Genomic DNA, 17,845 nt, shown 5'->3' on the forward strand with positions numbered 1-17,845 from the left:
CGGCGGCGACGGCGGTGACGCTGACGGCGAGACACGCGGCCTCGGCCCACCTGGCGGGGCTGACGCCCACGGGCATCCGGGCCGTACGGCAGACGAGCAGCAGCGGGGTCACCACGAGGACCCCCATGGCATCGCCCGCCCACCACGCCGACCAGACCGGCCAGAAGCTGTCGGGCGCCAGCACTCCGGCGAGCACCAGCACACCGGCCCCGACGGTCGCGCTGATCAGCATCCCGGCCAGGGCCCCCAGGAAGACGAGCGCCAGCCCGTCACGCAACCGGTCCAGCTCGGTACGGAAGCCGACCCGCCGCAGCATCAGGTACGCGCAGACCGGCGCGAGGCTGTTACCGGCGAGGATCCCGAGGGAGAACGGCCGGAACGGACTGATGGCCAGGATGACGAGGAGAGTACCGAGGGCGATCCCCGGCCAGATCCGGAGCCCGAACCAGAGCAGACAGCTCAGCGCGATGCCGGTGGGTGGCCACAGCGGCGTGACGATCGCGCCCTCGATCACCACCTGCAACGTGAGCCCGACGCGTCCTGCCGCGTAGTAGGCGGCGGCGACGGCGAGCATCAGCAGGACGACGGTGCCGAAACGACGGATTTCCTGGGTACGGACCACACCAGTCATCACACAACCTCACCCTGTCCGACGCCATCCGGGACACGCGTCGGCGGGTTCGCCGCCTCACCCGGAGGGGCGTCGCGGTCCCGCGTCATGACGCAGGACGAGCACGGCCGCGTCGTCGCAGTGGTCGGTGAACTCGGCCGCCTTCATCACCTCGGCGGCCAGCAGATCGGCATCGACATCGGCATCGATCCCGGCCCCGACCAGCCGGGCCACCCGGCTCAGGCCGGTCTCGATCGGCACGGTCGGCCCCTCGATCACACCGTCGGTCAGCAGCACGAAGGCTCCGGACTGGGTCAGCGGGCGCCGGGTCACCGGGTACACCTCGCCCGGTTCGATACCGAGGGGCAGCCCACCGACGTCCTGAGCGGTGCCGCTGCAGCCGTCGGCCGTGGCCCAGACCGCCGGTACATGCCCGGCCCTGGCGCTTTCGAGGACCCAGGTCCTCGGGTCGAAGCGGAGAAAGCTGCAGGTCGCGAAGAGTTCGCGGGCCACGGACACCAGCAGGTCGTTGGCCCGGCCCAGCACTTCGCCCGGGTCGGTGCACGCCGTGGCCACGGCGCGCAGTCCGATCCGGACCTGTCCCATGAAGGCGGCGGCTTCGACGTCGTGCCCCTGGACGTCGCCGATGGAGAACCCGAGCGACCCGTCGGGCATCAGGAAACCGTCGTACCAGTCGCCGCCGATGTCCAGACCGTCGCGGGCGGGCACGTACCGGGCGGCCGTCCGCAGACCGGGCAGGGACGGCAGCGTGCGCGGAAGCATGTCGCGCTGCAGAGCCTCGGCGAGATCCACCCGGGCGCGATGCGCCTCTGCGCCCTCTCTCGCCTGTGCGGTCAGCAACCCGAGCGCGGTCAGCAGGTCGTCGGCGCTCGCCGACCGCGGGGGACGACGCCGCGTCATGGACCTCTCCGGATTTACGACAGTTCCAGCGCCCTGCGGAAACCGTCGTTCATCTTACTTCCGGGTCGCGACGGCCGCCTGGTGACGTCATGGGCGCGGCGCTCGCTCCGCGCTCACTGTGCGGCGCGACCCGCCGCCTCCCGCGCCCGGAGTACGGCGGCGATGCGACGGCACCAGTCCCTGTTCTCGCGCTCGAACGCGAGGCCGCGCAGACAGGTCAGATACGGTCCGACGCGCTCGCCCCGGGCGAGGAACTCCTCCTCGTCGGCGGCCCCGCGCATCTTCCGCAGCATCGCGCCGAACAGCTCGATCCTGGCCTCGGACGCGGTCGCCCGCTCCTCGAGCTGATCGATCACCGGTCCGGTGTCGATCCGGTCGGCAGCCTGGACCTTGACGAGCAGGTCGTCACGGATGAAGGACGGCTTCGACACGGCGGCGGCGAACCGCTCCAGCTCCTCGTGCCCGGCGTCCGTGACACGGAACAGACGTTTGTTGGGGCGGTTCTCCTGGATCACCTGGCGTCCGGCGACCAGGCCTTCCTTCTCCAGACGGGTGAGCTCGGCGTACAGCTGCTGAGGCAGGGCGTACCAGAAGTTGGCGACGCCGACGTCGAATGCCTTGGCCAGCTGGTACCCGCTGTACTCACCGTCGAGCAGCGCCGCCAGTACGGCGTGTCGCAGGGCCATCGTCGCCGCCCCTTCCCTTTCGTCGTCCGCATGCCCCATCATACTCAAGGATCTGACTAGTCAGATCCTTGAGTAACCAGTAATCAGATGAACCGGGTGCGGCGATGAACGCGACGACACGCCGCCGGGACGAGGGGACACACCATGGAGACCGCTGAACGCTTCCGTACCGCCGTCGAGCAGCGCGACCTCGGAGCGCTGGACGACCTGTTCACCGAGGACATCCGCCTCTACAGCCCCGTCAAGTTCACACCGTTCGAGGGCAAGGCGATGGTTATCGGCCTGTTCGGCGTGCTGCTGCGGACCTTCGAGGACTTCCGCTACGTCGGACAGTTCGCCGGCACGGCCCGGACCAGCACGGACGGCACCGAGGCACCGTCGGAAATCCTGATGTTCCGGGCGACGGTGAAGGGCCGGGAGATCCATGGCATCGATCTGCTGCAGTTCGACGAGGCGGGCAAGGTCAAGGAGTTCACCGTGATGGTCCGCCCGCAGTCGGCGGTGCACGCGCTGGGCGAGGCGGTCCTCGAAGGGCTGGTGGCGGACGGCCTCGTCACGGGGTGAAGCGCGCGTCGTATTCGGCGTCTCCTCCGGTTCCGCCCGCTCTCCCTGGGCACGTACGCCTCGGTGCGGGGCGGCGGGACCGGCACCGGCCCGGCCGGGTACGACGGGACCGGTATCGGCCTGGGCCGGATCACCGTTCGGTTCAGTACTCCGGTGGCCGTGTGCGCAGTTCCGCTGTGAGCCTGCTCCGTACCTGCTGCTCGTGGAAGAGCCGCCCCACCAGCGCCGCTCCGTAGACGACGAATCCCACTCCGACGAGCCAGGACTGAAGGACCAGCACGGTGCCGAACGGGCCGTACGTCACGGCGTTCGACGCGATCAGCGGGGAGAACACGAACTGCGAGAAGACCCGCAGCCCGAGCAGTCCCAGCGCCGTCGCCACGGCTCCGGGCGCCAGCGCCCGCCAGCGGATACGGCCGCAGAGCAGCAGCCACTGCGACCACCAGAAGAAGAGGAACGCACCGACCACGTCCCCCGTGGCGACCAGGGCGGTCTCCGGGGCGGACGCCGCCTCGCGCGTGGAAGTGGAGACGAACAGCAGCAGTGCGCAGATCAGTACGGCCAGCCAGACGACATGGCGCCACATGGTGTGCCAGCGAGCCGTCGGCAGGTCCCACGCCCGCTCGTACCCGGTCTGCACGGCGGATCCGAAGGTCACGCCGAACGCGGCCAGAGCGGCCAGACCGAGCGCCGTGGTCCGCTGCAGCGCCTGCCCCGGCTTGCCGAAGAGCCGCACGACCTCCTCCTGCGAGACCTGCGACACGCCGAGCCCCTGCACCAGCCACTTGGCGAAGCCCTGCCCGCTCGCCAGGTCGGCCGCCGCGACGACGACCAGCAGCGGCACGAGAGTGAGGAAACTCAGCGCCGCGAAACCCATGGCACGGTGCATCAGCTCCATCTCACGGCCGCGGTTCCAGGCGAGCCCGACCACCGAGGTCTGCACGCGCTGGTGGAGCCGCGTGAACCAGCGGCCGGGGTACGCCTCGGCATCTTCCGGCACACCGAATCTGAAGGGCATGTGCCGTCGACTACCCGAAAGCGCGGCCCGGGCAGTCCGGCGTGCCCCCGAACGGGTGTCTTCCGGCCCGGCCGATGGAGGAAGATGACGAAGTGACCGCCATCGGTCCTGTGCCCGCCGGCGATCCCGCACCCGTCGGCGCCCCTGGGCCCGCCGCCGGCCGCGGCAGCACCCGGCCGCCGGCCATCGCCGATGTCGCGAAGGCGGCGTCGGTGTCGCGCACGACCGTGTCCCACGCCCTCAACGGCCTCGGAAAGGTCGATCCGCGTATGTGCGCGCGCATCAAGAGGATCGCGGGCGAGATGGGCTACCGCCCCGATCTGCGGGCGCAGCGACTGCGCCGCGGGCAGGCCGAGGCGATCGCGCTCCTCGTACGGCGAGGCGGGCAGCGACGTACGGCGAGGCGGGCCGCGACCGGTCGCCCGGGAGGGTGGCGCGGTGTTAGAACTGGGACATGATCGGACGTCCCCGCCGGTCCTGGCTGACGGCGGTCATGCCGTCCAGCCGCCCGCGGACACGTGATCAGCGTGCCCGCCCGGGGTGGCGGCGGAGTCTGCGAACCGGGCTGAGCGTGCACAGCCTCGCCACACAGGTCTTTCTGCTGCAGGCGCTCGTGATCATCCTGCTCGTGGTCGGCGCGACGGTCGCCCTTGTCCTGCAGGCCCGTTACGACAGCCAGCAGGACGCCCAAAACCGTTCGCTCGCCGCGGCGGAGACTTTCGCGCATGCACCGGGCACGGCGGCCGCGCTGCAGTCCCCCGACCCGACAGCGATCCTGCAGCCCGCCGCCGACAAGGCCCAGCGGGGCTCGGGGGTCGACTTCATCAGCGTGCTGAGCAAGGACGGGATCCGCTACACGGACCCGGAACCCCAGCTGATCGGAAAGCGCGTGGAGGGCGACTTCAGGCGGGCGGCCGCGGGAGAGGCGTTCACCGAGACGTTCGAGGGCCGGCCGCACGAGGCGGTGCGGGCCGTCGTCCCCGTCATGGACCCCAGCAGACGGGTCGTCGGCATGGTCAGCGCCGGCATCCAGATCGCGAACGTCGGCGATCTGCTGGACCGGCAGCTGCCGCTCGTGCTCGCGTCCGCCGCCGGCGCGCTGGCGCTCGCCACCGGTGGCGCGGCGCTGGTCAGCAGGCGGCTGCGGCGCCAGACCCATGGTCTGGGCCCGGCGGAGATGACCCGTATGTACGAACACCATGACGCCGTTCTCCACGCGGTGCGCGAGGGCGTCATGATCTTCGATGGCGACGGGCGGCTCGTCCTCGCCAACGACGAGGCGCGACGGCTGCTCGGCCTGCCCGCCGACGCGGACCGGCGGCATGTCACCGAGCTGAACCTCGGCCCGGGAATGACCCGGCTGCTGGAGGCGGGTGAGGAGGTCTCCGACCAGGTGTTCCTCTCCGGAGACCGGCTGCTGGCCGTCAACACCCGGCCCACGGCCCCGTACGGTGGCGTGCCGGGAGTGGTCGCGAGCCTCCGTGACACCACCGAACTGCGGGCCCTGTCGGGACGGGCGGAGGTGGCCCGGGAGCGTCTGACGTTGCTGTACGAGGCAGGCGTACGGATCGGCACCACACTGGATGTGCGCCGGACGGCGAGGGAACTCGCGGACGTGGCCGTTCCCCGGTTCGCCGACTTCGTCACGGTGGAGCTGCTCGATCCGATCCTGCGCGGCGATGAACCGACGGGCGCAATCGGTGAGATGCGGCGGGCGGCTCTCAGCGGCATCCGGGAGGACCATCCGCTCCAGCCGGTCGACGATCTGATCCTGATCAGTGTGACCCCGATGGCCACGGCGCTCGACAACGGCCGGGCGCTGCTCGAACCGGATCTCACCACGTCCGAGACCTGGGGGACGGAGGACCCGGAGGGGGCACGGCAGGCGCTGGAGTACGGGATCCGCTCGCTCATCACGGTGCCGCTCCAGGCCCGCGGCGTCGTGCTCGGCCTGGTCAACTTCTGGCGGTCGGACGACGCCCCGCGGTTCGACGAGGACGACACCTCGTTCGCCGAGGAGCTCGCGGCCCGGGCGGCGGTGGCGATCGACAACGCGCGGCGGTTCACCCGTGAGCACGCGATGGCGGTGACCCTGCAGCGCCGCCTGCTCCCCCGCGATCTGCCGGAGCAGGATGCCCTGGAGGTGGCCTGGCGCTATCTGCCCGCCCAGGCCGGGGTGGGAGGCGACTGGTTCGACGTGATCCCCCTGCCGGGTCTGCGGGTCGCTCTCGTGGTCGGCGATGTGGTCGGCCACGGCATGCACGCGGCGGCCACGATGGGCCGGCTGCGTACGGCCGTACTCAACTTCTCGTCCCTGGACCTGCCGCCGGCCGATCTCCTGGCCCACCTCGACGATCTGGTGATGCGCATCGACGCGGAGCAGCCGACCGAGGAGGACCGGGCTCCGGTGACCGGCGCGACCTGCCTGTACGCGATCTACGACTCGGTCAGCGGCCGCTGCACCCTCGCGCACGCCGGGCACCCCGGGCCGGCCCTGGTCGATCCGCGCAGTGGGGTGACGTATCCCGAGCTGCAGGTGTCACCGCCGCTCGGCATCGGCGGGCACCCGTTCGAGGAGACCGAGCTGGACCTGGCGGAAGGCAGCCGGCTCGTGCTCTTCACCGACGGCCTCGTCGAGGACCGCCGCCGGGACATCGACGAAGGACTGGAGCTGCTGCGCACAGCGATCGCCCCGCCGGGACTGACGCCGGAGGAGACCTGCCGTGCCGTGACGGACGCCATCCTGCCCGACCAGCCGAGCGACGACATCGCGCTCCTCGTCGCCCGCACGCGCCTGCTGGCCTCCGACAGGTCCGTCGTCTGGGAGGTGCCGTTCGATGCGTCGGCCGTGTCCCGGGTGCGTGCCGAGGCCGGACGGCAGCTCGCCGAGTGGGGTCTCGAGGAGTCGGTCTTCGCCACCGAGCTCGTTCTCAGCGAGCTGCTCACCAATGCCCTCCGTTACGGCACCGAGCCGATCCGGGCCCGCCTGCTGTACGGGCACACGCTCATCTGCGAGGTCTCCGACGGCAGCAACACCTCTCCGCACCTGCGCCGCGCCGCCACGATGGACGAGGGTGGCCGTGGTCTGTTCCTGGTGGCGCAGTTCTCGCAGCGCTGGGGGACGCGCTACGTGAGTCCCGGCAAGATCATCTGGGCGGAACTGGCACCGAGCGGCGCCCTTCCGGAGGAATCGGTGATGGCGCTCGACGAAGAACTGGCGTGGTGAGGCCGCACCCCGACGGACCGGAGGGGGCCGGGGCCGCACGAAGGGACTCCACGAAGGGACTTGTACGAAGGCGGCGGGCCGGGGCCGCACAGCCCCTGGCTAGGGCTGGACGACGGGCCGGGCCTCCACGCCGGAAGGAAGCTGCTGATGAGCGCCGCTCGCGATCATCCGCACCTCACCGCGGTCACTGATCTCCGCCTGCACGATGCCGGTGTCGTCGGTGTAGATCGGATGGCCGCCGGCCCCCTTGCGATCGGTGCGGTGCACCACCACCGCATCCTCGCTCCCCGGCGCCTGCTCGGCCCCCGCACCGGCGAAGACCAGCTCAAACACATCGTCCCGGCCCATGTCGCTCTCCTCTGCTGTGAAGCCGCACGCCGTGTCCGGCATCAGTGTGAATGGCCAGTACCCGAATAGCCATTATGCGACTTTTAGCACTATTTCGAGCGCTGTGTATTGGTACGACGACCGAGCGGCACCGGCGCTCAGAGGCGCGCGTGGGCGGTGATGTCCTCGTCGAACTGCTCGATCATCGCGGGTGTCACCGTGGGCCGGCACTGGGCGATCGCGGCGAGATGGTCCTCGGTACTCGCACCCGGCGCCCGGCGCTCCGCCGCACCGCCCGTGATCCCGTGCAGATCCCGCTCGAACGCGGTCTGGGCGGCGATCCGGGCCGCGTGCTCGATGTCCGCCGGAGTGAACTGCTCGCTGGCTGCGACCAGCGCCGTCACATCCACGTCGGACCGGCCGTCCGTGTACCGGGACCAGATCGCCGTGCGGGCCGCCTTGTCCGGCGTACCGATCGGGATCAGATAGTCGAACCGCCCCGGGCGCAGGAACGCCGGGTCGAGCGACCGTACGGAGTTGGTGGCGCACACGAGCAGACGCTCGTCGCCCTCCCGGAAGCCGGGTATGAGCTTGAGCAGTTCGTTGGTGACGCCGTGCATCCCGCCGGGCTGCGCGGGCTCGGTACGGACCGGGGCGATCTCCTCGACCTCGTCGATGAAGACCAGAACACGTTCGAGCTCCGCGATCCGGGCGAACGCGCTGCGCAGCGCGGCCGCGAGATTGCCCTCGTCGGCCAGCCGGGACGGCAGCAGCTCGACGAACGGCCAGCCGAGCCTGGACGCGATCCCCCGGGCGAAGGTGGTCTTCCCGGTCCCTGGCGGACCGAACAGGGCGATGGCCCGCGGCGGTCTGACCCCGTGCCGGGCGGCCCGCTCGGGCTGCGCGAGCGGCAGGACCACCCGCCGCTCGATCAGGTCCTTCTCCGCTTCCATGCCGGCCACCTTGGCCCACAGGTCCCCTGCCAGGAACCGACCGCCGAGGTCCTCCAGCAGACTGGCCGCGGGGCCGTGGACCGGCTCGGTCTTCTCGAAGTACGCGACCGCCGGCCGGCGTGTGTAGCCGGCGTTGAGCAGTCCCTCGCCCAGCAGCTCCTCCTCGGGCAGGACGTACGCGATCCGGCCCACCCGGGCGGCGACGAGCCGCCGCTCCAGCTCCATGAGCAGGGCGCTGGCCAGACCCCGGCCACGCCAGGCCGAGGAGATCGCGATGCGCATCACCCAGGCGCGCTCCCCCGCCACGGTGGCGAGGGCCGCGCCGATGGGCACGCCCTGGTGGACGGCGACGACGGCGGGCTGCCGGGAGGTGAGGGCACCGATGCATTCGGCGAGGGAGAAGACCGACTCCTGCCCGAGCTCGGCCGTCGTGTCGATCAGGTGGACCACTCCCGCGAGATCGCTCTCGCGGTAGTCACGGATGAGCCAGTTCACCGGTGCCGCCCCTCGTCGTTCGTGCTGATCGCGGTTCGCGCTGTGCGTGCTGATCGCGCTGATCGCGTTGTTCCGGTGAGGCTAGGGGCGCGGCCGTACCGGGTCCTGCTCCGCCGTGGACAACCCCGGTCGGGAAACGCGACGTTCCGTACGTAGCCAGCAGGACGGCCTTCCCTGCGCCGCCGGGACGGGCGGCGACCGGCTGGTGCGCGGCGAACTGTGCGGCGAGGCGATCCGGTTGGGGCGCCTGCTGTGCGAGCTGATGCCGGACGACGCCGAGGTGCGGGGGCTGCTCGCGCTGATGCTGCTGCACGACGCCCGGCGCGACGCGCGGGTGGACGACGAAGGACGCTACGTACCGCTCGACGAACAGGACCGTACGCGCTGGGACCTGGAACGGATCGTGGAGGGGCTCGGCACGCTCGACTACGCGCGATCGAGCCGAGCGCCAACGAGGTCGAACGGGCCGAGCTGCTGCGACGGCAGTCCCAGCTGGGCCGCTAGTGCCGCGACCGGCAATGTTTGCCCGTCGAGGAGCGTCGTCCGGTGCGTGCCATCGCAAGGCGGCCGGAAGTCCTTGTAGCGGAGCTACCAGGGCTTTTGGCCAACGCAGCGAGGGTGCGTGCCGGGCGGCGCGACAGGGCAAAGCTTGCCGGGAGGGGCACTAGGTCGTGGCGGCGGTTACTCGCGAGGAACGACGACCATGAACTATGGTGAGCGCCCCGATCGGCTCCCCCTGCGGATCCCATGGACAAACCGGGCTTTGCATGCTGATCGAAGGAAGTCCTGCCAATCCAGGACGTACATTGCAGCGCAGGGCGACGTGGTGTCGGCAACTCCGCCAGACGTCGGCTCCGTAGGGCCGACGCGCCTCGTCCTGTCATCCGGGACTCCAGGCCGCGGTCTCCTCTCATTCACCTACCTCTCGAAGGCAAGGCAGAGATGGCACGAGTCCCCCGACAGCCCACCCCGAAGCAGACGGATCCCGTCGACGAGCTGCTTCCCCTCCCCAAACTCACGCTCTACGGCTTCCAGCACGTCCTCGCGTTCTACGCGGGGGCGGTGATCGTCCCCGTACTCCTCGGGAACGCCCTGGGCCTGTCCCGGGAAGAGCTGGTCTACCTCATCAACGCGGACCTGCTGACCTGCGGTATCGCCTCGATCATCCAGGCGCTCGGGGTCTGGAAGGTCGGCGCCCGGCTCCCGCTGGTGCAGGGCGTCACCTTCACCGCGGTCTCCCCCATGATCGCCATCGGCATCGGCGCGGGCGGCGGCACCGCCGGGCTGCTGGTGGTCTACGGCGCGGTCATCACCGCCGGCATGGCGACGTTCCTCTTCGCGCCCTTCTTCAGCAGGCTCGTGAAGTACTTCCCGCCGGTCGTCATCGGAACGATCCTGACCATCATCGGCATCACCCTGATCCCGGTGGGCCTGCAGGACGCGGCCGGCGGTGCGCACCTCATGGGCGGGCCGGAGTACGGGAATCCGAAGAACCTCGCGTACGCCCTCGGCACCCTGGTCCTCATCCTGGCGATCGCCCGGATCGGCAAGCCGTTCCTCAGCAGTGTCGCCGTACTGCTCGGGCTGGTCGTCGGTACGGCGGTGGCCTGGCTCCTCGGCGACGCCCGGTTCGACGCAGTGAAGGACGCCGACTGGTTCGGTGTCAGCACGCCCTTCCATTACGGCATGCCGAAGTTCGAACTGCTCCCCATCGTCGCGATGGTCGTGGTCATGCTGATCACGATGGTGGAGACCACCGGAGACGTCTACGCCATCGGGGAGATCACGCGGAAGAAGGTCGACAGCGACACGGTCGCGCGGGCGCTGCGGGCCGATGGCGCCGCCACCGTGCTCGGCGGAGTCCTCAACTCGTTCCCGTACGTGGCGTTCGCCGAGAACATCGGACTCGTGCGGATGTCGCGGATCATGAGCCGGTTCGTGGTCGTCGCCGCCGGTGTCTTCATGATCGTGCTGGGGCTGCTGCCGAAGGCGGGCGCCCTGGTCGCGGGGATTCCGCATCCCGTGCTCGGCGGCGCCGCGATCTCGATGTTCGGCATGGTCGCCGCCGTCGGCATCCAGATCCTCGGCAAGGCCGATCTGCGCGAGGAACGCAACGCGCTGATCCTGGCGGTCAGTCTGGGCGCCGCGCTGCTTCCCACGACGGTCGCGCCGTTCTTCGACCGGATGCCGGACGACATCCAGGCGGTGCTCGACAGTGGGATCACGCTTGGCGGTCTCACCGCGATCGCACTGAATCTGTTCTTCCATGCGTTCACGCGCCGCCCTGCGATGGAAATCGACTGGGACAACGTCGAGGAAGGGGAGGACGGGGGCTTCGACCACGGCGGGGCCGGCCCCACCGATCCACCCCGGTGGGCGGCCACCCACTGACAGGGCGCGGCAGAAGCCCGGTTCAGATGGGGCTCGGCCCGCAGCGGGCCGGGAGGGGTCACACACCCCTCACCGGCCCGCGAGCGCGGTACGGAGCCGCCTCAGCGCACGGTCACCTCGAACGGCGACGCCTCGCCCGCCTCGCCTATCAACTCCCAGAAGTGGTCGACCAGTCGGCGCAGATACGCGGAGCGCTCGGCCGCGACCTCCTTCAGCCTCGCGTCGTCGTTGCGCGCCAGGACGTGCCCCATGTACCGCTCGTTGAACTCGGCGAACTCCGCATGCATCGTGCGCAGCGCGTCGCCCACCGAGGTCTCGTTGACGACGACGATCTCCGCGACCGGTGCGACGTGCGTCTTCCAGCGCCCGTCGAGGGCGGAGCGCAGATGCCCGGTCAGTTCGTCGACCCTGCCCATGATTCCGACCAGTTTCCGCAAGGACAGCCCCAATGCCTCCACCAGTGCCCTGGTCTGCCGCGAGTCTCCGTCCCAGCGCTGCGCGGCCTCAGCAGCCAGGTAGTCCTCGGCGGACATCCCGACGCGGTACGCGAGCCGCTCCGCGCTCAGCTGCCGGGCCAGCCGGTGCTCCGCCAGGGTACGCGGCTCGATGCCCATCAGCTCAGTCGACGAGCACCACAGCACATCGGCCAGCGCGAAGAGCTGCGGCTCCGTGGGCACATGGGAGCCCTGCTCCCAGGCAGTGATCAGTTCGGGATGGACCGGGACACCGCACGCCGCCATGGCGTGCGCGACCTGAACCGTCGTCAGGCCCATGCGGGCCCGCGCGGCTCTGGCCTCTGTGGGGGAGAACGCAGTGCTGTACACGAAAGTTGACACCTCGCTGCACCCCGGCGAGCGCAGGGCGCTTGGGGGAGAGGGACCGGCGGACCAACGTCCAGGAGCGGGCAGGCTAACAGATGGCCCATGGTTGCGAAGTGGTTGGCTTTGTCTCAATTTCACTTCGGTCTCTGTTGAGTTTCGTTCGATCCGAAGGTCTCGATCCGTAGGTCTCGATCCGAGGGTTCAGCAGATGCGCGGCAGCTGCTCGCCGAGCGGAAGGTCGACCACGCGCGTGCCGCCGAGTCCGGTGCGGGCCACCACCATCCCGGGGTGCGCCTCGATCGCCTCGCCGATCACCGCGGCATCCCTGCCCAGGGGGTGCGCGCGCATGGCCGCCAGGACCGCGTCGGCGTGCTCGCGCGGGACGAACGCCACCAGCTTGCCCTCGTTCGCGACGTACATCGGGTCCAGGCCCAGCACGGCGCAGGCGTTGGCGACGGCGGGCGGGACCGGGACGGCGCGCTCCTGGACGACGACGCCCGTGCCGGAGGCCACCGCGATCTCGTTGAGGGCCGCGGCGAGTCCGCCGCGCGTCGGGTCGCGCAGGACGTGCAGGTCGTGGGTGACCGCGAGCATCGCCTCGACCAGACCGCCGAGTGCGGCGCAGTCGCTCTCGATGTCCACGCCGAACTCGAGGCCCTCACGCACGCTCATGATGGCCACGCCGTGGACGCCGATCGCACCGCTGACGATCACGACGTCGCCGGGGGCGGCGCGTTGCGGACGCAGATCGACACCGGGCGGGATGAGGCCGATGCCCGAGGTGTTGATGAAGATGCCGTCGCCGTGGCCCGCTTCCACGACCTTGGTGTCGCCCGTGGCCACTTCGACTCCGGCCGCGCGGGCGGCGGCGCCGAGGGCATCGGCCACGCGGGCGACGACCGCGAGCTCGACGCCTTCTTCGAGGATGAACCCGCAGGAGAGATACGCGGGTCCGGCACCGCTCATCGCGAGGTCGTTGACCGTGCCGTTGACGGCGAGGTCGCCGATGCTGCCGCCGGGGAAGAACAGCGGCCGCACCACGAAGGAGTCGGTCGAGAACGCCAGCCGCGCGCCGCCGAGTTCGAGCGCCGCGGAGTCGCCGAGACCGGCGAGCACGGTCCCGCCGAAGGCCGGGGCGAAGATGTGCTCGACGAGTTCGGCGGACATGGCACCGCCACCGCCGTGGCCCATCACCACACGGGGCTGGTCACGGAGCGGAACGGGGCACGTCCACGCCAGGAGGTCCGGTGCTTGGGTGGTCTCAGACAACGGGGCTGCCTTCCAGGGACGCGGCCGTCAGATCCAGCCGCCGGTAGAGGTAGTAGGCGGCGCACGCGCCCTCGCTGGAGACCATGGTGGCTCCGAGCGGCGTGCGCGGGGTACAGGTGGTGCCGAACGCCTCGCACTCATGGGGCTTCAGCAGGCCCTGCAGGACCTCGCCGCTGCGGCAGGCGGCCGGCTCACGGGTGTCGACGCCGGTCACCGAGAAGCGGTGCTCGGCGTCGTACTCCCGGTAGCGCGAGGACAGCCGCCAGCCGCTGTCGGGGATCACCCCGATGCCGCGCCAGGCGCGGTCGGTGACCTCGAAGACGTCGTCCAGCATGGCCCGTGCGGCGGGGTTCCCCTCGGGCCTGACGGCACGCGGGTAGGCGTTGTCCACGGTGTGCTCGCCGCGCTCCAGCTGCAGGACCGTCCTGCGCACGCCTTCCAGGATGTCCAGGGGCTCGAATCCGGTCACCACGATCGGGACCCGGTACCGCTCGGCGAGCTCCGGGTATTCGCCGACGCCCATCACGCTGCAGACGTGGCCGGCGGCGAGGAAGGCCTGTACGCGGCAGCTCGGGGACCGCATGATCGCCTCGATCGCCGGGGGCACGCGCACATGGGACACCAGCAGGCTGAAGTTCGGAATGCCGAGTTTGCGGGCCTGGTACACCGTCATGGCGTTGGGGGGTGCGGTGGTCTCGAATCCGATCCCGAAGAAGACGACCTCACGGCCGGGGTTCTGCTGGGCGATCCGCAGTGCGTCGAGGGGCGAGTAGACCACGCGTACGTCGCCGCCCTCGCCGCGCACCTGGAACAGGTCGCGTCCGGTGCCGGGCACCCGGAGCATGTCGCCGAAGGAGCAGAAGATCACCCCGGGACGGGAGGCGATCTCCAGTGCCTTGTCGATGACCTCCAGCGGTGTGACACACACCGGACAGCCCGGACCGTGGATCAACTCGACCTCGTCCGGAAGGAGTTGGTCGATGCCGTGCCGGATGATGGTGTGGGTCTGGCCTCCGCAGACCTCCATCAGCGCCCAGGGCCGGGTCACGGTGGCGCGGATGTCGTCGAGCAGCCGCTCGGCCAGCGCGGGGTCCTGGAATTCGTCGATGTACTTCACCGCTGTGCCTCCCGCGGCGCTCCGCCGTCGGCGGGCCGCTCCGCCGCGCCGGCCTCGGCAGCGGCCAGCTCCCAGGGGTCGCCGAACTCCTCCTGGAGCATTCCCAGGCTCTCGAAGAGCTTCAGCGTCTGCCGCGCCGACTCCTCATCCAGCCGTTGCAGGGCGAATCCCACATGGACGATGGCGTATTCGCCGACCTGAAGGTCCGGCAGATACTCCAGACACACCTCCTTGACCACCCCGCCGAAGTCCACGGTGGCCATGCGGGTGCCGTCCCGGTCCTCAATGCCCAGTACTTTGCCGGGTACCGCCAGGCACATCCGTTCCTCCTCGCTGTTGTGCTGCCACGACGAGCTGGCCGAGCGCCAGCCCTCCGTCGTTCGGGGGGACTCTTCGGTGGCGCAGCACGGTGAACCCGTCCGCCCGCAGCGCTCCCGCGCAGGCGGAGGAGAGCAGTGCGTTGGCGAACACTCCCCCGGTCAGGGCCACGGTCTCCAGGCCGTGCCGCTCGCGTGCGCCGGCGCAGAGCGTGTGGACGAGACGGGCGACCGCGGTGTGGAAGCGCGCCGCGACGACGGGGGCGGGGATGCCCGCGCGTACGTCGTCGACGACCGCCGCCAGTACGGGTGCGGGATCGGCGGTCAGCGCGGCCGCGGTCCCCGGATCCGGCGGGCGCAGCGTGAAGGCGTAACCGTCGCCGTTCCCGCCGGCGGCGGTCACCGCGGCGGCTTCGAGCTCGATGGCGGCCTGGGCCTCGTATCCGGCCCGGTGGCACACGCCCGCCAGGGAGGAGACAGCGTCGAACAGCCGGCCCATGCTGGAGGTGGGAACGCAGTTCAGGTTTCGTTCCAACTGACGTTCCAGCAGGCGTAGTTCGCCCGGCGGGCAGGCTTTCACGCAGGGCAGGTCCCCGGCCCGCTCGATGCCCGCCGCACGCAGATGCGCGAGCGCCATACGGTACGGGCGCTCCACCGCCGCGTCGCCGCCGGGCAGCGGGACGTACGCGAGGTGCGCGTACCGGGTGAATCCGGCGTAGTCCGCCAGCAGGATCTCCCCGCCCCACACCGCGCCGTCGTCGCCGTAGCCGGTGCCGTCGAAGGCCACCCCGATCACCGGCCGGCTGCCGTCCAGGCCGTGCTCGGCCATCGTGGCCGCGACATGGGCGTGGTGGTGCTGGACACGCAGGAGCGGCCGGTGCCCGGCGTGGCGGGTGGCCCACTGCCCGGAGCGGTATCCGGGGTGACGGTCGGCCACCAGCAGCCCGGGCCGTACGCCGGTGATCGTCTCCAACTGGTCCTCGGCGCACGCGAAAGCGTCCTGCGTGGCCAGGTCGTCCATGTCGCCGATATGGGCGGAGAGCCAGGCCTTGCGGCCCTCGCCGAGGCAGAGCGTGTTCTTGAGATCGCCTCCGACGGCGAGGGCCGGCCCCACGGAGACCGGCAGCGTGAGCGGCAGCGGGACATAGCCGCGTGAGCGGCGCAGCATCAGCGGTTCTCCGTCGCACACCCGGACCACGGAGTCGTCGCACGGCACATGGATGGGGCGGTCGTGCATCAGCCAGGCGTCGGCCAGGTGGGCCAGCCGTTCCAGTGCGTCCTCGTCGTCGGTGACGATCGGCTCCCCGGCGAGATTGCCGCTGGTCATGACGAGCAGGCGGGGTGCCGTCTCCCTGTCGCCGGGGAGCCCGAGCAGCAGATGGTGCAGCGGGGTGTACGGGAGCATGACGCCGAGGTCGGGGCTGCCCGGGGCGACCGCCGCCGCGGGCCGCGGGGCCCCGGTCCGCGGCAGGGGTTCGGCCCGGCGGCGCATCAGGACGATCGGCCGGACACCGCCGGTGAGCAACTCCCGCTCCACGGCACCGACATGCACGAGGTGCTCGACGTCGGCGATGTCCCTGGCCATCAACGCGAACGGTTTGTCTCCGCGGCACTTGCGGCGGCGCAGCATCGCCACCGCCCCCGCGTTGGTCGCGTCGCAGGCCAGGTGGTATCCGCCGAGGCCCTTGACGGCGAGGATCGCCCCCTCGGACAGCAGCTCGCGCGCCTCGGCAACCGGATCCGCCTCGAGCGGTCCGCCCAGGCTCCGGTCGTTCGGGTCGGGGGCGATCACATGCCGGGGCCGCAGCCCCGGGGCGGCGGGCGCCACGATCAGCCGCAGCCGCGGCCCGCAGGCGGGGCAGGCGACCGGCTGGGCGTGGAAGCGGCGGTCGGCCGGATCGGCGTACTCCCGGGCGCAGTCCGCGCACATCGGGAAGCCGGCCATCGTCGTGTGGTCGCGGTCGTACGGCAGGCCCGTGACGATGGTGAAGCGCGGTCCGCAGTGCGTGCAGGTGATGAAGGGGTGCCGGTGGCGCCGGTCGGCCGGGGCGGAGAGTTCGGCGAGACAGTCGGCGCACGTGGCGGTGTCCGGGGAGACGAGGGTGCGGACGGGGCCGTTCGCAGGCTCGGAGGCGACGATGGTGAATCCGTTCCCGCCCGTCGGGGGTACTTCCTGGTCGTGCACGGACTCGACCCGGGCCAGCGGCGGGGCGTCCTCGGCGATGCGGGCGCAGAACCGGGCCACGGCGAGCGGCGCGCCCTCCACCTCGGCGACGACGCCGTCCCCGGTGTTGGTCACATGCCCGGTCAGATCCAGTCCGGTGGCGAGGTTGTAGAGGAACGGGCGGAATCCAACGCCCTGCACCACGCCCCGTACCGTGACCCGGCGCCGCTGTGCCGTCTGCGCGGCGGCGATGCTCTGATGTGTGGCGGTCACGAGCGGGCCCGCGCCATGACCGGCGCGTGGACCGCGGCGCCCTCGGCGGCCGCCATGGCCCGGTCGAGCAGTTCTCCGGCGCCCTCCCCCGTGCGCACGGACGTCAGGACCACGTCCACACCGGGGTTGACCTGTTCGACATGGGCACGGAACGCCGCCTCGTCGAAGGCGACCGCGTCCGCGATATCGGTCTTGGTGACCACCACGAGGTGGGCGAGGCCGAAGGCCGTGGGGTACTTCAGCGGCTTGTCCTCGCCCTCGGTCACCGAGGCGAGGACGACTCTGAGGGATTCACCGAGGTCGTAGGAGGCGGGACAGACGAGATTGCCGACGTTCTCCACGAACAGCAGACGGGTGTCCATGGGGAGCCAGCCGTCGAGCTGCCCGGCCAGCATCCCGGCTTCCAGATGGCACAGCCCGTCGGTGAGCACCTGCTTGACCGGGACACCCGAGCGGGCCAGCCGTACGGCGTCGTTCTCGGTGGCCAGATCGGCCGTCAGGGCCGCGACCGGCACGCCCCGTTCCCGTGCGAGGAGCAGTTCGCGCTCCAGCAGGGCGGTCTTCCCGCTGCCGGGGCTGGACAGGAGGTTGACGACCGTCGTGCCGCGGGCGGCCAGCTCCGCGCGCAGCGTGTGCGCTGTCGCGTCGTTCTTGGCGAGCACCGCCTGCTGCAGATCGACAACTCGGCACATG

The 17,845-nt window shown here is 70.9% G+C and carries 16 protein-coding genes and 1 pseudogene; 5 read left to right on the forward strand and 12 right to left on the reverse strand.

Annotation, left to right across the window (positions count from 1 at the left end):
- The 3 genes from ACWGI8_RS08510 to ACWGI8_RS08520 form a co-directional block, all read right to left on the reverse strand.
- The coding region (locus ACWGI8_RS08510; protein ID WP_453659363.1) for an MASE1 domain-containing protein at positions 1-631 on the reverse strand (631 nt) is incomplete at its 3' end.
- A gap of 57 nt (positions 632-688) precedes the next feature.
- Entirely contained in the window at positions 689-1,531 is an 843-nt protein-coding gene (locus tag ACWGI8_RS08515; RefSeq protein ID WP_453659364.1) for a PP2C family protein-serine/threonine phosphatase, read from the reverse strand.
- Between the two features lie 113 nt (positions 1,532-1,644).
- Positions 1,645-2,217 carry a PadR family transcriptional regulator gene (locus ACWGI8_RS08520; protein ID WP_453659365.1) on the reverse strand — a complete coding sequence of 191 codons (573 nt, stop codon included), beginning with the start codon at positions 2,215-2,217 and terminating at the stop codon, positions 1,645-1,647.
- Between the two features lie 144 nt (positions 2,218-2,361).
- Here ACWGI8_RS08520 and ACWGI8_RS08525 point away from each other — a divergent pair, with 144 nt between their 5' ends.
- Positions 2,362-2,781, forward strand: coding sequence for a nuclear transport factor 2 family protein (locus tag ACWGI8_RS08525; RefSeq protein WP_453659366.1), 420 nt, complete (start codon positions 2,362-2,364; stop codon positions 2,779-2,781).
- A 142-nt stretch (positions 2,782-2,923) separates the two neighbouring features.
- Here ACWGI8_RS08525 and ACWGI8_RS08530 read toward each other — a convergent pair whose 3' ends face one another.
- Positions 2,924-3,799 (reverse strand): YhjD/YihY/BrkB family envelope integrity protein, encoded by an 876-nt coding sequence (locus ACWGI8_RS08530; protein ID WP_453659367.1) that lies wholly within the window; start codon positions 3,797-3,799, stop codon positions 2,924-2,926.
- A 74-nt stretch (positions 3,800-3,873) separates the two neighbouring features.
- On the opposite strand from ACWGI8_RS08530, the pseudogene ACWGI8_RS08535 reads away from it, so the two are divergent.
- Positions 3,874-4,167 (forward strand): annotated as a pseudogene (locus ACWGI8_RS08535) (LacI family DNA-binding transcriptional regulator); the annotation flags it as partial.
- Between the two features lie 125 nt (positions 4,168-4,292).
- Positions 4,293-7,025 (forward strand): SpoIIE family protein phosphatase, encoded by a 2,733-nt coding sequence (locus ACWGI8_RS08540; protein WP_453659393.1) that lies wholly within the window; start codon positions 4,293-4,295, stop codon positions 7,023-7,025.
- 99 nt (positions 7,026-7,124) lie between these two features.
- On the opposite strand, the gene ACWGI8_RS08545 is transcribed toward ACWGI8_RS08540, so the two are convergent.
- Together ACWGI8_RS08545 and ACWGI8_RS08550 are read right to left on the reverse strand one after the other, a co-directional pair.
- The gene (locus ACWGI8_RS08545) at positions 7,125-7,373 is read right to left on the reverse strand and encodes a DUF6296 family protein (RefSeq protein WP_453659394.1); all 249 of its coding nucleotides are present in this window, start codon (positions 7,371-7,373) and stop codon (positions 7,125-7,127) included.
- A gap of 137 nt (positions 7,374-7,510) precedes the next feature.
- Entirely contained in the window at positions 7,511-8,800 is a 1,290-nt protein-coding gene (locus tag ACWGI8_RS08550; protein ID WP_453659368.1) for an ATP-binding protein, read from the reverse strand.
- A gap of 115 nt (positions 8,801-8,915) precedes the next feature.
- Here ACWGI8_RS08550 and ACWGI8_RS08555 point away from each other — a divergent pair, with 115 nt between their 5' ends.
- The gene (locus tag ACWGI8_RS08555) at positions 8,916-9,383 is read left to right on the forward strand and encodes a DUF6596 domain-containing protein (protein ID WP_453659369.1); all 468 of its coding nucleotides are present in this window, start codon (positions 8,916-8,918) and stop codon (positions 9,381-9,383) included.
- Positions 9,384-9,742: 359 nt separating this feature from the next.
- A complete protein-coding gene (locus tag ACWGI8_RS08560) occupies positions 9,743-11,191 on the forward strand; it encodes a nucleobase:cation symporter-2 family protein (protein WP_453659370.1) in 1,449 nt (482 codons plus the stop codon).
- 101 nt (positions 11,192-11,292) lie between these two features.
- On the opposite strand, the gene ACWGI8_RS08565 is transcribed toward ACWGI8_RS08560, so the two are convergent.
- From ACWGI8_RS08565 to hypB, 6 genes are all read right to left on the reverse strand, one after another.
- Positions 11,293-12,015, reverse strand: coding sequence for a transcriptional regulator (locus ACWGI8_RS08565; protein WP_453659371.1), 723 nt, complete (start codon positions 12,013-12,015; stop codon positions 11,293-11,295).
- Positions 12,016-12,213: 198 nt separating this feature from the next.
- Positions 12,214-13,203 carry a hydrogenase expression/formation protein HypE gene (hypE, locus tag ACWGI8_RS08570; protein ID WP_453659395.1) on the reverse strand — a complete coding sequence of 330 codons (990 nt, stop codon included), beginning with the start codon at positions 13,201-13,203 and terminating at the stop codon, positions 12,214-12,216.
- A gap of 70 nt (positions 13,204-13,273) precedes the next feature.
- A complete protein-coding gene (gene hypD / locus ACWGI8_RS08575; protein ID WP_453659372.1) occupies positions 13,274-14,398 on the reverse strand; it encodes a hydrogenase formation protein HypD in 1,125 nt (374 codons plus the stop codon).
- Positions 14,395-14,718, reverse strand: coding sequence for a HypC/HybG/HupF family hydrogenase formation chaperone (locus ACWGI8_RS08580; RefSeq protein ID WP_453659373.1), 324 nt, complete (start codon positions 14,716-14,718; stop codon positions 14,395-14,397). Before ACWGI8_RS08580 ends, hypD begins: the two co-directional genes overlap by 4 nt.
- The gene (gene hypF / locus ACWGI8_RS08585) at positions 14,681-17,152 is read right to left on the reverse strand and encodes a carbamoyltransferase HypF (protein WP_453659374.1); all 2,472 of its coding nucleotides are present in this window, start codon (positions 17,150-17,152) and stop codon (positions 14,681-14,683) included. The genes ACWGI8_RS08580 and hypF overlap by 38 nt, the downstream gene beginning before the upstream one ends.
- Positions 17,149-17,844, reverse strand: a complete 696-nt coding sequence (gene hypB / locus ACWGI8_RS08590; protein WP_453659375.1) for a hydrogenase nickel incorporation protein HypB — start codon at positions 17,842-17,844, stop codon at positions 17,149-17,151. Before hypB ends, hypF begins: the two co-directional genes overlap by 4 nt.
- Position 17,845 lies beyond the last annotated feature (1 nt).

The sequence above is a fragment of the Streptomyces sp. NPDC054841 genome (genome assembly GCF_053611045.1).

Bases quoted from the DNA above. Each gene is read 5' to 3' on its own strand.
- ACWGI8_RS08515 (WP_453659364.1), bottom strand. From the start codon at position 1,531: ATGACGCGGCGTCGTCCCCCGCGGTCGGCGAGCGCCGACGACCTGCTG.
- ACWGI8_RS08520 (WP_453659365.1), bottom strand. From the start codon at position 2,217: ATGGCCCTGCGACACGCCGTACTGGCGGCGCTGCTCGACGGTGAGTAC.
- ACWGI8_RS08525 (WP_453659366.1), top strand. From the start codon at position 2,362: ATGGAGACCGCTGAACGCTTCCGTACCGCCGTCGAGCAGCGCGACCTC.
- ACWGI8_RS08530 (WP_453659367.1), bottom strand. From the start codon at position 3,799: ATGCCCTTCAGATTCGGTGTGCCGGAAGATGCCGAGGCGTACCCCGGC.
- ACWGI8_RS08540 (WP_453659393.1), top strand. From the start codon at position 4,293: ATGCCGTCCAGCCGCCCGCGGACACGTGATCAGCGTGCCCGCCCGGGG.
- ACWGI8_RS08545 (WP_453659394.1), bottom strand. From the start codon at position 7,373: ATGGGCCGGGACGATGTGTTTGAGCTGGTCTTCGCCGGTGCGGGGGCC.
- ACWGI8_RS08560 (WP_453659370.1), top strand. From the start codon at position 9,743: ATGGCACGAGTCCCCCGACAGCCCACCCCGAAGCAGACGGATCCCGTC.
- hypE (WP_453659395.1), bottom strand. From the start codon at position 13,203: ATGGGCCACGGCGGTGGCGGTGCCATGTCCGCCGAACTCGTCGAGCAC.
- ACWGI8_RS08580 (WP_453659373.1), bottom strand. From the start codon at position 14,718: ATGTGCCTGGCGGTACCCGGCAAAGTACTGGGCATTGAGGACCGGGAC.
- hypB (WP_453659375.1), bottom strand. From the start codon at position 17,844: ATGTGCCGAGTTGTCGATCTGCAGCAGGCGGTGCTCGCCAAGAACGAC.